The sequence below is a fragment of the Paraglaciecola sp. G1-13 genome, from assembly GCF_055809255.1.
The window spans coordinates 747,624-762,433 of record NZ_CM147903.1 but is presented as its reverse complement, the minus strand read 5'-3'; the positions used below and the strand labels follow the sequence as shown (position 1 = coordinate 762,433).

Genomic DNA, 14,810 nt, shown 5'->3' with positions numbered 1-14,810 from the left:
TTATTCGTTAGGTCTGTGACATTTTTATTAAAGTTACCATAAACAGCGTAATAACCTTGCCTAAAACACTTAAGTAACCCTAAGTTTTTGTCATATTATGGAAATAAAGCAAATATTTTCAGTTACTTGTATTTCATTACAAGGAGATTGCAGTTCGTTACTGTGACTTGTTAATTTAATCCATAGGGCATATTCTTAATTTTCATCTATCTCATGGATTGGCATATGACTAACGAAAAAAGCACATTATCAAAGAAACTTTTGACACGTGTGCTATCGGTGTACTTTATATTGACCCTTATAGTCACCGTGGGACAAATAGTTACCGAGTATGTAAATGCTAAGAGTCATATAGAAGGTGAGCTTCAAACATTAAAAAACACCTTTAGTACCAGTTTGACTAGAGCCATGTGGGAACTAAACATGGCGCAGGCTAAATCGATTGCCACAGGGTTAATGGAATTACCCATAGTAGAAGGTGTACAAATCCGTGACGAAAACGGTCAGTATATTGCTAACTTAGGGCTGACCTCAGAGCAACCTGAATCCCCTATCACAAAAGGTGTGGTAAAAGATCATACGGGCAGCACCTTTGGCTATAGTTTTCCTTTAATTTTCGAGTTTTCAGGGCGTACATCATTGGTCGGTGATGTCACCTTGTACTCCAGCGCGCAAATAATTTTTAGCCGTATTGAAGTGGGTATATTCTTTCTTATTGGTAATGCGATTATCAAAACCGCGTTTCTAGTGTTTTTGTTTATGAGCGCTTTTCGCACCATGCTGACGAATCCCTTAAATGAGTTGCGCCAGCAAATTTCAGACTTTGATATCAATGACTTAGAATCTTCAAAATTACATTTAAATGTGCCTGAAAAAAATGAGTTCACGGTTTTAGAGCAAGCCTATAACAGCTTGGTTGACGGCATGGTGGACTTTCAAAAGCGCCTAAATGGGACACAAGCCGAGTTGCGAGAAGCCAACCGAATGCTGGATGACCATAATATATCGCTAGAGCAAGAAGTGGCTAAAAAGACTGCGACATTGAGCAAGATCATGCTCGATTTGGAGCAGCAAAAAGACGAACTGATAGTGAACCAACGAGAGCTTCGCCAAGAAAACGAAAATCGTCAATTTATTGAAGACGAGCTACGTAAAAGAAACAGTGAGTTAGCGTCGTCCATGGATACCCTTCAACTGGCTAAAGATCAGTTAGTCGAATCAGAGCGAATGGCATCACTAGGAGGATTGGTTGCCGGTATAGCCCATGATGTAAATACCCCGTTGGGCGTCGGTGTCACGGCCACCAGCTTCTTGCAAGAGAGATTAAATACGTTGGAGAAAGCCTACCAAGAGAAAACCCTGACTGGCAGCACAATGAACACGTTTTTGTCTGATGCTCAACAAACCATTACCTTGCTTACTAACAATTTAAATCGTGCATCAAACTTGATATCGAGCTTTAAACAAGTGGCTGTTGATCAGGCAAGCGAAGCTGAAAGAGAAATCGACTTAAAAGAATATCTCAATGAAATTATTCAATCATTAGCCCCAAGCTTGAAGAAAACCCAACACATCATCAATATAAGTTGCCCTGACGACGTTGTTATTGTTTGTGCTCCGGGTATGTTGGCGCAAATTTTTACCAACATGGTGATGAACTCTGTCATTCATGGCTTTGAAGATATGAGTAAAGGCACTATCGACATTGCAATAACCAAGCAACCTGAAACGCTAACCATTGATTATCGCGACAATGGCAGAGGTTTGCCGAAAGACTCATTAGCTAAGCACTTTGAAGCTTTCTACACTACTCGGCGCGAGAAAGGCGGCAGCGGTTTAGGAACACACATCATGTATAATCTGGTTACCCAAACGTTAAAAGGTGATATTGAAGTATTCAGTGAGCCAGGTAAGGGTTTACGATACGTACTGACTATCCCGCTACATTCTTAACGCTAGATTTGGCAGTTTTGCGTAAAGACTGCTAGGCTAGCGACCGTTTTTTATTTATCCCCAATTGTTTTCATCCCCTTATCAACGGACATTACTTTTATGTGGTTCAAAAACCTAAAACTCTATCATTTGACGCAAACTCTCGACTTAACAGAAGAAGACATACAAGACAAACTCGCTGAATTCCCCTTTCGCCCTTGTGGCTCGCAAGAGCTGGCAACTATGGGTTGGACATCGCCAGTTGGCCAAGGCGATATGTTAGTACACAGTGCGGGCGGCAAGTTTTGGTTAACGTTGAAGAAGCAAGAGCGGATCCTGCCAGCGGCTGTCGTGAACGCCGAGTTAGCGGACAAAGTGGCACTAATGGAAGCTGAAACAGGCTCAAATGTAGGTAAAAAAGCGCAGCAGGAAATGAAAGAAGAGATCATTCAGCGCTTACTTCCACAAGCTTTTACTAAAAATAGCTTTAGTCACGGCTTTATCTCTACTCAAGATAACTTAGTCGTAGTTGACGCCAGTGCAGATGGCAAAGCTGAGACTTTCTTGGCCATGTTGCGTAAAGCAATTGGCTCATTGCCGGTTGTGCCCCTAGCAAAACAAAGCGTGCAGGAAGAATTAACGCATTGGTTAACGGACGACTCTGTGCCTAATGATGTGGTGATTTTAGAAGAAGCGGAACTTCGCTCTATGGAAGAAGACGGTGCGATCGTGCGCTGTAAAAACCAAGATCTTGGCAGTGAAGAAATTGCGAATCACTTGAGTGCTGGCAAAACCGTTCAAAAAATAGCTATCGAATGGGATGAAACCTTTAGCGCATTGTTACAAGAAGACATGGCAGTTAAACGCCTTAAATTCACCGATGTCATGACAGAGCAAAATGACGACATTCCTAAAGAAGATAAATTAGCTAAAATGGATGCCGATTTCGCCTTGATGTCTGCTGAAATAGTGCGCTTTTCAAAGCGCTTAGTGGAGATATTTAATCTGCAGCAAGATCAAGAATAATCCCGCTGATCAGTTATAAGAAAGCCAGCATAATGCTGGCTTTTCGCTAATACATGTACTTGGGCATTAACGCCTTAAGCGAATACAGCAATGGCGCTATCGTAAAGCTCTTGATACTCATCTGATTGTAAGACTGTCAAGTCTGCCAATATCCCCTTTTGCACCGCTAAATTAAGCAGAGCGTCTTTCTGTGAGTCATATAAGCCTGCCATAACAGCGCCTAAACGAGTGAAATCAAGATAGGAAATCATATCCGTCTGGACTGACATATCGCGCCAGTTTTCAGCAACATTAACAAATTCTTGCTCGAAGCCCCATTCACGCATGATGCTTGCACCAATTCGTCCAGCTAATTTATCGATCGCCACATTTAAAAAGGTAGGATTGGCAAACACTTCCGGGTGACGTTCGGCTTCGGTCAAAATCGGTAGTACACCAATATTGTGGACTAAGGCAGCAAGGGTCATGGTGTCTAGATTAAGGGTGCGATTTTTGGTTTCTTTAACGTGCAGTTGCATAACCGACATCGCGGCCGCAACCACTTTCAGGTTTTGTTGCCACACATTATCCAAGTAGTTTTTCACGATATCGTTTTTAGAGACAAACAGTTGCTCCATGGCTAGCGCAGTCGCAATATTCTTTATCTGACGTAAACCGATACGTGTAACAGCTTGTGAGGTAGACGTTACTTTGACGCTTCTACCCATGTAAGAACTGTTGGATATTTTGATCATCCGCGCGGAGAGTGACGGATCTTGGCCAATGACATCAGCCATGGCATTTAGGTTAATATTCGGATCGTCCGCAGCCTTTCTAACTTTCAAAGCAATTGCGGGAAGCGTTGGTAGCACTAATGTATCGTTGTTTATTTTTTCGACCAAGATGGTTAATAACGCATTTTCTGTAGACATTTTCCAACCTATTGTGTGTCACTCATTATTTAGCCAGTTCACTTACTATAGCAACCTAGCACCAATCTGCATCCAAGCGTTTGATATAATTGACTAAGCTAAACGTCTTCAGCCAGTATTTTCTCATTCGCAACGTTCAAATAATCCTAACATAGAATATTCATTTAACGATCAGTCTTTAGCAGCATCTCAAAATTGAGCTAATTTACTCGAAGCAGATGGCATGTTAAAAGGTTCTTTTATTTTGCAATTTTAAGGTTTTGTTATGTGGAAAAAGTCCATTGTCAGCGCAGTATGTTTCGCCGTTTTTGCAACCGCTTGTACACCTTCGTCAAATAAGGCTCCGGTAGCGGCTCAAGCAGTAAGCGATTCATTATCCGGCCTCACTGTGCTTGCTAATAGTAAAGACCGATTAGACATATACCAATCAGTGCCGTTAACGGCCGACCTCTCCTCCCTATCGGCGAATCAAAAGCAAATGCTAGGCCTGCTTATTGACGCAAGTAAGATAATGGACGATTTATTTTGGCAACAAGCTTATGGCGATAATAAAGAGCAGTTCTTGAGCCGCATTGCCGATGAAAGCGGCCGTCGCTTTGCCGACATTAATTATGGTCCTTGGGATAGATTAAATGGTGACAAGGCGTTTTTAAGCCAGACCAGTGAGAAACCGGTAGGTGCCCAGTTTTACCCTGAAGACATGAGCAAAACTGAGTTTGAAAAAAGTGAATTTGCAGACAAAACAGGTTTGTATTCCATGGTTGTTCGTGACCAAGAAGGCTCATTAAAAGCCGTTCCTTACGCCGAATATTTTGCCGAACCATTACAACAAGCAGCGAGTCTGTTAAATGAGGCTGCTGAATTAGCTGACGATCCTGCTTTTGCCAATTACTTACGCTTGCGCGCAGACGCTTTACTTAGTAACGAATATCAGAAATCTGATTTCGCTTGGATGGACATGAAAAGCAATCCAATTGAATTAGTGATTGGCCCCATTGAAACTTACGAAGACCAGTTATTTGGTTATCGAGCAGCGTTTGAAGCCTACGTGCTACTCAAAGATTTAACTTGGAGCGAACGCCTTAGTAAATACGCGGCTTACTTACCTGAATTACAAACTAATTTGCCCGTAGGCGAAGCCTATAAAAAAGAGATGCCTGGCGCCAATGCTGATCTCAACGCTTACGATGTCATTTATTACGCAGGACACTCAAATGCGGGCAGTAAAACAATTGCTATTAACTTACCGAATGATGAGCAAGTGCAGTTAGAAAAAGGCACACGACGTTTACAGTTAAAAAATGCGATGCGTGCAAAGTTTGAAAATATCTTGTTGCCGATTGCCAATGAGTTAATGGTCCCAGAGCAAAGAAAGCATATTACCTTTGATGCGTTCTTCGCCAATACCATGTTTCATGAAGTGGCTCATGGGTTAGGGGTTAAAAATACAATTAATGGCAAAGGAACGGTGCGCCAAGCATTAAAAGAGCACGCCTCAGCGTTAGAGGAAGGTAAGGCGGATATTCTCGGCTTGTACATGGTTAGTCAATTATTGGACAAGGGCGTTATCACTGAGGGAGAAATTGAAGATTACTACACAACCTTTATGGCGGGAATCTTTCGCTCAGTTCGCTTCGGTGCTAGCTCTGCCCACGGCAAAGCAAATATGATCCGCTTTAACTTTTTCCAAGAATATGGCGCTTTTAGTCGAAATGATGAAGGGTTATACCAGGTCAACATGGCCAAGATGAGTAAAGCCATAGATGCATTGTCGCGGTTAATTTTGACCTTACAAGGTGATGGAGATTATGCAGGTGTTAGCCAGTTGGTGGCGGACAAAGGGCTGATTAAGGAAACGTTAGCAACAGATTTAAAACGCCTAACAGATGCAAATATTCCGGTGGATATCACCTTTGAGCAGGGCAAAAATATACTTAAGTTGAAAATGCCATAACTTAATAGCTTGATATTTATACTATAGATCTACTCTTGCTGTGCTAAATTTATCTTTATCCGAGCCGGATGGACGAAACTTTATCACTAGCAATCAATCTCTTTCAAAAAGCACAGAACAAGATGCCGCCGAGCTGCTGTACCAAAACAGCATAGGCGGCATTCTTGTTTCGCTGTTCGCTGCGACCATGCTGGTTTTCGCTTTTGACAATACCAACTTAGTGACATTTAAACACACTTGGTGGTGGGTGATGCTTGCTGTCATTTGTGTTCGATTGCTTGATTCAATTTGGTGGCGTACCAAACAAAAAGGGCAAAAATACGACGGCCACCGCGCAACGCTCAGATTTGTCACCGGCACATTTGCGACAGCTGCAATGTGGTGTATTTATTGTTTAGGCGTCTACGCTACTGCCGACACCGTCGAATTAGCCAGTACCATCATTATTGTGGCCGCCATGGCAGGCGGTGCTGCCAGTGTCTTAGCGGCTCATAAAAAAACGGCAATGGCCTATTCAGTCATATTGCTGGTACCATTTTCAATCGCCCTGCTCCTTTCCGATGATGATTACCGTCAAGTGCTGGGAGTATTGGGATTATCCTTCGGATTGGTGATGAGTATCAGCGCTAAAAAGGCTGCTGACTTTACTACCCAAGCGATTCGATTAAAAAATGAAAATGCTTCGTTAGTACAGCACATGGAAGCGCAAGTAGAAAAACGTACGCGTAAAATCTACGAGCTTTCTAATCTCGACCCTCTTACTGGTTTATTCAATCGCACTGCTTTTCTCAATCACTTGAAATTAAGCCTTCAGGAGTGTATAGAACAGCATCAGCCAATGGCACTTCTGTTTATTGATTTAGACGGTTTTAAAAAAATTAATGACACCATAGGCCACGATGCCGGTGATCAGATACTGACTCAGACAGCGTTACGTTTGAAGGAGCATTGCAAAGATCATCAACTATTGTGTCGTTGGGGCGGTGATGAATTTTTAATTGCGTTACCCAACACTCAGCAAGCATCAGCGGTGGCTCAGTCAAAAGCATTGATAGATTATATCTCAGAGGCTTATACCTACGATAATGCGCAACTCTCATTAGGCGCGACCATTGGAATATCCCTCTACCCGCAACATGCAAGCGACGAGTTAAAGCTCATTCAACTTGCTGACATGGCAATGTATTATCAGAAGAAACGCGCTATATCGACCTCTGGGGTATTTTCAAAAGAATTAGGCAGCAAATTAACCCGGGAGCAATTTTTAAAAGATGGATTAGCGCGCGCCATAGAAAACAAAGAGCTTAGCGTGTCCTTTCAACCCATAATGGCCTCGGATAACAGCGAAATATGTGCGTTTGAAGCATTGCTACGCTGGCAAAAAGAAGATGAGCATATTTCACCCGTTGAGTTTATTCCGATTGCTGAGCAACATGGGTTTATCCGTAAAATAGGCACCTGGGTGTTAAATAAAGCCTGCTTTGTCGCCGCATCTTGGCCTAAACCGATTGCCGTAAGTGTTAATGTGTCGGTCAGTCAATTGCAATCTGATGACTTCATCACCATTGTCGAAGAAGCCCTGCTTGCTAGTGGCCTTGCGGCCAATTTGCTGCATTTAGAAATAACGGAATCTGTCTTTTCTTTTGACAAAGACATCATGATATCGCGCATTAAGATATTGCAAAGTCGCGGAATTAAGGTCTCAATTGACGACTTTGGTACCGAATACTCTTCTTTATCAGTCATGCAAGACTTGGCGGTTAATACCGTTAAAATAGACCGTTCATTTGTCAACCGATTAGATTCTAGTGGGCTAGCAATTGTTCAGGCTGTTATCAATATTGCCCATGCATTTGATTATTTGGTTGTTGCTGAGGGTGTGGAAACGAAAGAACAAGCCCTTGCGTTGCAAAAATTAGGCGTGCATTTTTCCCAAGGGTTTTACTTTTCTAAACCCATACCTGAACACAAGGTACTGCAGTTCATCAAAAAGCCGTGTGCCAAATTAACAGATGACATCGCCATTCTGACAAAGGTATAGCGATTTAGGGTGTAACAAAGGACGTACACTGGGAGCATAAAACAAGCGAAGCATTTCGCTTCGCCTTTAATTATCTTTTTGTCACTTTCGTTTTATCGATGCTATCACTCGATTTTTAATTTATCGCTATAAGGCGGCCAGCCAAGTGGCTTACCTGCCAGCACATGTAAATGAATGTGATAGACAGTTTGCCCGCCATATTCATTGCAATTCATCACTGTACGAAAGCCTTGCTCAGCCAAACCGTGCTCTTTCAATATATGAGAAGCAACCCAAGACAGATGCCCGACCACTTCACGATCTTCTTTTTCAATGTCATTGATGGTTGCAATGGCCTTCTTCGGTATCACTAAAAAGTGTATCGGCGCTTGGGGGTTGATATCCCTAAACGCCAAAGACATTTCATCTTCATATAAGATCTCAGCGGGGATTTCTTTATTAATGATTTTAGTAAAAATTGTTTCACTCATACTAATACTCCTTTTTCGTGATGATTACGCGAAAACAAACAACAGCAGAATAACGCCAAGCAACATGCGGTAGATAACAAACGGCAGCATACCAATACGCGAAATCCACGCTAGAAACAGGTAAATACACGCGTAAGCACTGACAAAAGATAAAACCGCTCCCACTATTAAGGCGTTCCAATCTACCGCATCAGGGGCGCTGACTAAGTCTAACGTGGCTAGAAGGCCAGCCCCAAGGATCACCGGTATTGACAGTAAGAACGAAAAACGCGCTGCGCTTTCTCTATCAAGCCCTAGCATTAGGCCAGCGGTCATCGTAATACCGGAGCGTGAAGTACCGGGTATCAAAGCAATCGCTTGTGCCATACCTACGATAAGGGCACTTTTCCATGTCATGTCATAAATGTGTTTATTCAAGGCCGCTTTTTTATCGGCATACCAAAGCAATAAGCCAAAACCAATTGTGGTACAAGCAATCACCAATGCAGAACGGGCGTACTCTTCAATAAACGCTTTACCTGCAAAACCAAAGATAAGCGCAGGTATCGTAGCAATAATCACCCACCACGCTAGTCTACTGTCATCAGTTTGGTTTTTACTGAAACCAGAACCAAACCAGGCCACCAACATACGGCCGATATCGCCTCTAAAATAGATCATGACGGCTAATAAACTGCCCACATGAACGGCAACATCAAACGCTAAGCCTTGGTTTTCCCACCCTAGCAGCACGGACGGTAAAATAAGATGAGCAGAGCTCGAAATTGGTAAAAACTCGGTAATGCCTTGGATAATAGCAAGGATAATAATTTCGGTGAGAGTCATTGGCGATTAGCGCTCCATGTAAATTTGATAGGCCATAACTGTTGTTGGGATTTATCGTATTGCTGCCATAAGGAAAGGTAGCTTTTATTCGCTAGCGGATGCTCTACTTCAGGTGCAATTTCCGCTAAAGGCTGCAACACAAACGCATTGTAGAGGATCTCAGGGCGTGGAAGTTCCATCGGTGTTTGAATAATGACATCATCGTATGTCAGTAAATCAAGATCTAACGTTCGCGGAGCAAATTTTTTGCTTTCGCGGGTGCGCAGGTTTTCGGTTTCTATTTTCTTTAAGTGCTCTACCACTTCAATGATGGGTAAGTGAGTGTCGGCCTGTACCACTAAGTTGTAAAAGTTATTTCCATCGAATCCAACGGATTTGCTTTCGTAAACCGATGATAAAATGAGTTCACCAAACGCTGCATACATAGCATCAAGACCAGCACTGATATGCTGCTCTCGATTAATGTTACTGCCAACACTGATGAAAATAGTATGCTGAGGTGCTTGTGCACTCATGTGTCTTTGCGCTCACGAGTAAACTCGACCGCGACATTTTGAGCTGTAGGTAAAATGTCAGGTTTGCTCAATTTCAAGGTCATTTTTTGCACAGGAAATTGGCTGAAGACTTGGTTGATCATGGCTTGAGCTAGCGCTTCAATTAACGCAAATTGACTCTTTGCAGCCACATCTGTGACAGCTTGTGCTACCTCCGCGTAATTCAGCGTATCGTCAACATCATCGCTATAGGCAGGCTTTTGTAAATCACTAAATAACACTATATCGACCAGCAATCGCTGCGTCGCATCCCGCTCCCAATCGTACACGCCTATTAGAGATTGTACCTCTAAGCCTTCAATGTAAATTTTATCCATGAAAGATCCGCGCTGTTATTGGTTAAATTTTAAGGTAATCTTGGTGAATTGTACCTCGTTTACAGAACATAAGTACATGACGTCACTTAGCATTTTACTCTTTTGTAGCGCTTATTTGTTGGGCTCAATATCCAGCGCAGTCTTGATCTGTCGCGTGTTTATGCTGCCCGATCCGCGTAAAACGGGCTCTAACAACCCAGGAGCGACAAATGTTTTACGCATTGGCGGTCGGCTACCGGCAGCCTTAGTCTTTATTTTCGATGTGCTAAAAGGAACCCTTCCAGTATACGTGGGGTATCTGCTAGGCATGCCTCCAATCACTCTAGGGCTAGTCGGCATTGCTGCCTGCTTAGGGCACATCTATCCTTTGTATTTTAATTTCAATGGAGGAAAAGGCGTCGCCACTGCAATTGGCGCGATGCTGCCATTGGGCTGGGAGTTAGTCAGTTTACTATTGGCCTGCTGGCTCGTGATAGTCTTTATCACCGGGTATTCGTCTTTGGCCGCGATTATTTCAGTCAGCGTGGCGCCTTTTATCACATGGTTTGTCAAACCGGCTTACACAGCACCAGTCACCATGTTATGCATACTGATAATTGTGCGCCACAGACAAAACATCATTCGTTTGATGAGTGGCCAGGAAAGTAAGATATGGGATAAAGGGCGAACGAAAGAATAATTCCACAAGGCGAGTGTTATCACCTAACTAAAAATGTACTCAGTAATTCTCTGTGTGTTTAAAGCACCAGCCCTTAACGTTAAATGGCTGGCAATTCATCAAGAGACCAGCGAGGTTGAGCTTTGGTGGCTAAGCCTTCAGTTTCGCCAGCTTTCAATCTTTTGAGCCCTGCATAAGCAATCATAGCGCCGTTATCGGTGCAAAATTCTAAGCGTGGGTAATACACGGTGCCATGTAGCTTTTTCATCATGGTTTCAAATTCAATGCGCAACTGTTTATTAGCACTTACTCCGCCTGCAATGACCAAGCGTTTTAGCCCTGTTTGTTTAAGTGCTCGCTTACACTTAATCGCGAGGGTGTCTACGACTGCTTCTTGAAACGCATAAGCGATATTGGCTTTGGTCTGCGCTGATTGATCTGAACTACGAATGGTATTGGCTGCGAACGTTTTTAAACCGCTAAAGCTAAAATCCAGTCCTGGACGGTCGGTCATAGGGCGAGGAAACTTGTAATGCCCTGCTTCACCTTGCTCAGCCATCTTAGCTAACAAAGGCCCACCGGGGTAATCTAACCCTAAAAGCTTAGCCGTTTTATCAAACGCCTCACCTGCGGCATCATCCACCGATTCACCTAAAATTTCGTATTGCCCGATACCATCAACGCGAACCATCATCGAGTGACCACCGGAGACTAACAACGCCACAAACGGAAACTCCGGCGCGGGTTCATCTAACATAGGGGCCAGTAAGTGGCCTTCCATGTGGTGCACCCCAACTGCAGGCACATCCCAAGCAAACGCTAAGCTGCGAGCGACAGATGAGCCAACTAACAAGGCGCCTACTAAGCCAGGTCCTTTTGTAAAGGCGATACCGTCAATATCATCCTTTGTGCAATTGGCATCAAGCAATGCTTGCTTTATTAGAGGTACAATTTTGCGCACGTGATCACGAGAAGCCAGCTCAGGTACCACACCGCCATAATCGGCATGCAACTTTACTTGGCTATAGAGTTGATGAGATAATAAACCTTGATGTTCATCGTAAACAGCAATGCCTGTTTCATCGCAAGATGTTTCAATACCAATAACGCGCATAGTAGATGTGGTGTTCCGTGTAATGTTAGGCCGCGCATTCTACCTTTCTCATGATGATTTCACCATATTAGAGTGAATAATCCGCGACTAATCTAATATTTCCTATATCGGGTCTTTACATTGTTAGCGTATATGATTAAAATTCCGCACCATTTTTAACCGAGCCGGTTATTTTTTGCGCTGGCAGACAAAGTATTTATTTTTGAGGTGAGATTTTAATGCCAATCGTTAAAGTTAGAGAAAACGAACCATTTGACGTAGCGTTGCGTCGTTTTAAACGTTCATGTGAAAAAGCAGGTGTTCTTTCTGAAGTTCGTCGTCGCGAATTTTTTGAAAAGCCTACTTGGGAACGTAAGCGTAAGAAAGCAGCTGCTAAAAAACGTCTTTTGAAGAAGTTGTCTCGCGAAAACGCACGTCGCATCAGATTGTACTAATTCTCTCCTAGGGTGTTTAACGTATTAAACACCCTTTGCAGTTTTATCTTAGGTTCATTTTAAGTATTTCTTCGAGTCAATTTCATGTCCTTGTTAGATGATTTAAAAAATGCCCAAAAAGACGCAATGCGTGCCAAAGACAAAGTTCGTCTAGGTACTATTCGTATGGCGTTAGCAGCGGTTAAGCAACGTGAAATCGATGAGCGTATTGAGCTCAACGACAGCGATGTCATTGCTCTGCTTACTAAGATGGTAAAACAGAGAAAAGACGCTGCGAGTCAGTTCGAACAAGCCAATCGTCAAGATTTAGTTGATGTAGAACTTACTGAAATTGATATTTTGCACACTTTTTTGCCTCAGCCTTTGAGCGAAGAAGAAGTCAGCACCTTAATTGACCAAGCAATGGTTGAAACACAGGCAAGCGGAATGCAAGATATGGGTAAAGTAATGGCTTGGTTGAAACCTAAGGTTCAAGGTCGAGCTGACATGGGAAAATTAAGCGGTCAAATAAAAGCCAAGCTAGACCTCTTGAGTTCGCCTTAATCAATATTAAGGCACCCAAATATCTATTGAAATCAAGCCGCATTTATTTGCGGCTTGTTTGTTTATGCAGACCAAGTATAGTGCTTTTTTGCATCCCTCATGCTTTGCCCGAATAAATTGAGAAGTTGACATGAACGGCCGTATACCTCGTGAATTTATTGATGATTTAATCGCTCGCACCGATATTGTTGAGGTGGTAGACAATCGCGTTAAGCTCAAAAAAGCAGGTAGAAACTATCAAGCATGCTGCCCTTTTCATAATGAAAAAAGCCCCTCATTTACGGTAAGCCAAGATAAACAGTTTTATCACTGCTTCGGTTGCGGTGCCCATGGCAATGTTATTTCTTTTTTGATGGAATATGACCGACTTGAATTCCCAGAAGCCATTGAAGAACTAGCGCAATATCACAGTGTTGATGTACCTAGAGAAAAAAGCTCAACCCCCGCTCCTACTGCTGAACAAAAACAGCAAAAGGCAGATGATTATGAGCTTATGGAAACCATATCCCGTTATTTTTCTCAGCAACTTAAAGTGCATAGCGATAAAGACAAGGCTATCGACTATTTAAAAAAGCGCGGCCTAAGTGGTGAAGTCGTTAAGGCCTTTGGTATAGGGTATGCCCCAACCGAGTGGGATGCGGTGCTTAGTACCTTCGGCCGTACGCCAGAGGCCCAACAGCAACTGCTTGATTTAAAGTTGATTACTGAGAATGATAATCGCCGCAGATTTGATTTCTTTCGCGAACGTATCATGTTCCCTATTCGCGATAAGCGTGGCCGCATAGTTGGTTTTGGTGGTCGAGTGTTAGGTGATGGTACGCCTAAATACCTTAACTCTCCTGAGACGCGCATATTCCATAAAGGCAACGAACTTTATGGTTTTTATCAAGCGAAACAAGCACATCGCAACTTGCCGCGAGTCATGATTGTTGAAGGTTATATGGATGTGGTGGCCCTCGCCCAATTTGATATTAAGTACGCGGTCGCATCGTTAGGCACAGCCACTACCCCTGAACACATACAAATGCTATTTCGCACTACCAGCGAGGTAGTTTGTTGCTATGACGGCGATCGAGCTGGGCGAGAAGCAGCTTGGCGTGCATTAGAAAATGCCTTGGCATATCTAAAAGACGGCGTTGAAATGAAATTCCTGTTTTTACCCGATGGGGAAGACCCAGATACTTTGGTGCGCCAAATTGGCAAAGAAGCATTTGAGCAAAAACTGGTGAGCGACTCTGTACCTCTGTCTAAATTTTTCTTTGATAATTTACTACAGCGTCACCATATAGGTAGTGCAGAAGGTAAAGCGGCGTTAAAAGCAGAAGCCATGCCGCTAATCGAGCAAATATTAGGGGATAATCAACGGGCTATTTTAACCTCTGAGCTCAGTACGCATATGGGTGATAGAAATCGCCACCGCCTAGAGCAAGACGTAGCCAAAGCGAATCAGCATAAAGCAGGCGCAAAACTGGACTTTACCGCTTTAAATAAAGCCAAGATTTCCCCTGTAAGGATGATGATCCGCTTATTACTTGACCAGCCGGGGATTGCTATCGAGTGTCAACATGCTAATCCCGCGGCGCTGGGCGATATGCAAGTGCCTGGCCTGGACTTTTTAAGCGAACTGTTTCAGTTCTGTTTAGGCAAACCCTCTGCCAATACCGCCCAAGTATTAGAGCATTTTAGGGATCATCCTCAGAGTAAGAATCTCGCTAAATTGCTCAGCTGGGAATACGCTGAAGAAAACCAAGCATTGGTATTTAAAGATAGTTTTGCCAAGTTACTGGATTGGCATTTTAAAAGTAGGATGGACGAGCTCATGTCAAAAGCGCGCTTAGGAAATCTCAGTGTAGATGAAAAACAAGAGCTGAACCTACTTGTAAAAGAACAAAAATGACCCAACATCTAGCCCAAGGGTAGTCGAGTCTGCTATACTGGCTAATTCGCTACAGCCTCGAGCCCAAGCAAAGTATTTAGCATTTTGAGCCCATTAATTGGTCCTCAGGGTGCAATTTTAACCCAAATCGAGAA

Annotated in this window: 14 protein-coding genes; 8 read left to right on the top strand and 6 right to left on the bottom strand. The window is 43.2% G+C overall.

Going from position 1 to position 14,810, the window contains the following annotated elements; genetic code table 11:
• Positions 1-225 precede the first annotated feature (225 nt).
• Positions 226-1,953 carry a sensor histidine kinase gene (locus tag AC0L6N_RS03160; protein WP_473478769.1) on the top strand — a complete coding sequence of 576 codons (1,728 nt, stop codon included), beginning with the start codon at positions 226-228 and terminating at the stop codon, positions 1,951-1,953.
• Between the two features lie 99 nt (positions 1,954-2,052).
• Positions 2,053-2,958, top strand: a complete 906-nt coding sequence (gene rdgC, locus AC0L6N_RS03155) for a recombination-associated protein RdgC (RefSeq protein WP_006991309.1) — start codon at positions 2,053-2,055, stop codon at positions 2,956-2,958.
• A gap of 74 nt (positions 2,959-3,032) precedes the next feature.
• Here the strand turns inward: rdgC and AC0L6N_RS03150 are convergent, their stop codons facing one another.
• Positions 3,033-3,869, bottom strand: coding sequence for an HDOD domain-containing protein (locus tag AC0L6N_RS03150; protein ID WP_011573916.1), 837 nt, complete (start codon positions 3,867-3,869; stop codon positions 3,033-3,035).
• A 265-nt stretch (positions 3,870-4,134) separates the two neighbouring features.
• Between AC0L6N_RS03150 and AC0L6N_RS03145 the strand changes: the two genes are divergently transcribed.
• Together AC0L6N_RS03145 and AC0L6N_RS03140 are read left to right on the top strand one after the other, a co-directional pair.
• The gene (locus tag AC0L6N_RS03145; RefSeq protein WP_473478766.1) at positions 4,135-5,823 is read left to right on the top strand and encodes a dipeptidyl-peptidase 3 family protein; all 1,689 of its coding nucleotides are present in this window, start codon (positions 4,135-4,137) and stop codon (positions 5,821-5,823) included.
• Between the two features lie 40 nt (positions 5,824-5,863).
• Entirely contained in the window at positions 5,864-7,864 is a 2,001-nt protein-coding gene (locus AC0L6N_RS03140; RefSeq protein ID WP_473478764.1) for a putative bifunctional diguanylate cyclase/phosphodiesterase, read from the top strand.
• A gap of 104 nt (positions 7,865-7,968) precedes the next feature.
• On the opposite strand, the gene AC0L6N_RS03135 is transcribed toward AC0L6N_RS03140, so the two are convergent.
• The 4 genes from AC0L6N_RS03135 to folB are packed head-to-tail and all read right to left on the bottom strand — an operon-like array spanning position 7,969 to position 10,030.
• On the bottom strand, positions 7,969-8,334 hold the full coding sequence (locus AC0L6N_RS03135) for a histidine triad nucleotide-binding protein (protein WP_473478762.1): 366 nt from the start codon (positions 8,332-8,334) through the stop codon (positions 7,969-7,971).
• Between the two features lie 24 nt (positions 8,335-8,358).
• Positions 8,359-9,159, bottom strand: a complete 801-nt coding sequence (locus tag AC0L6N_RS03130) for an undecaprenyl-diphosphate phosphatase (protein WP_007991874.1) — start codon at positions 9,157-9,159, stop codon at positions 8,359-8,361.
• On the bottom strand, positions 9,156-9,674 hold the full coding sequence (folK, locus tag AC0L6N_RS03125; protein ID WP_473478760.1) for a 2-amino-4-hydroxy-6-hydroxymethyldihydropteridine diphosphokinase: 519 nt from the start codon (positions 9,672-9,674) through the stop codon (positions 9,156-9,158). Before folK ends, AC0L6N_RS03130 begins: the two co-directional genes overlap by 4 nt.
• Positions 9,671-10,030 carry a dihydroneopterin aldolase gene (folB, locus tag AC0L6N_RS03120; protein ID WP_473478758.1) on the bottom strand — a complete coding sequence of 120 codons (360 nt, stop codon included), beginning with the start codon at positions 10,028-10,030 and terminating at the stop codon, positions 9,671-9,673. Before folB ends, folK begins: the two co-directional genes overlap by 4 nt.
• 76 nt (positions 10,031-10,106) lie before the next feature.
• Here folB and plsY point away from each other — a divergent pair, with 76 nt between their 5' ends.
• On the top strand, positions 10,107-10,709 hold the full coding sequence (gene plsY / locus AC0L6N_RS03115) for a glycerol-3-phosphate 1-O-acyltransferase PlsY (RefSeq protein WP_011573909.1): 603 nt from the start codon (positions 10,107-10,109) through the stop codon (positions 10,707-10,709).
• Between the two features lie 79 nt (positions 10,710-10,788).
• On the opposite strand, the gene tsaD is transcribed toward plsY, so the two are convergent.
• Positions 10,789-11,802 (bottom strand): tRNA (adenosine(37)-N6)-threonylcarbamoyltransferase complex transferase subunit TsaD, encoded by a 1,014-nt coding sequence (tsaD, locus tag AC0L6N_RS03110; protein WP_011573908.1) that lies wholly within the window; start codon positions 11,800-11,802, stop codon positions 10,789-10,791.
• Between the two features lie 218 nt (positions 11,803-12,020).
• Between tsaD and rpsU the strand changes: the two genes are divergently transcribed.
• From rpsU to dnaG, 3 genes are all read left to right on the top strand, one after another.
• Entirely contained in the window at positions 12,021-12,236 is a 216-nt protein-coding gene (gene rpsU, locus AC0L6N_RS03105; protein WP_006991319.1) for a 30S ribosomal protein S21, read from the top strand.
• A gap of 84 nt (positions 12,237-12,320) precedes the next feature.
• Positions 12,321-12,779: a GatB/YqeY domain-containing protein gene (locus tag AC0L6N_RS03100; RefSeq protein ID WP_473478754.1), complete on the top strand. Its 459-nt coding sequence runs from the start codon at positions 12,321-12,323 to the stop codon at positions 12,777-12,779.
• 130 nt (positions 12,780-12,909) lie between these two features.
• A complete protein-coding gene (gene dnaG / locus AC0L6N_RS03095) occupies positions 12,910-14,676 on the top strand; it encodes a DNA primase (RefSeq protein WP_473478752.1) in 1,767 nt (588 codons plus the stop codon).
• Positions 14,677-14,810 lie beyond the last annotated feature (134 nt).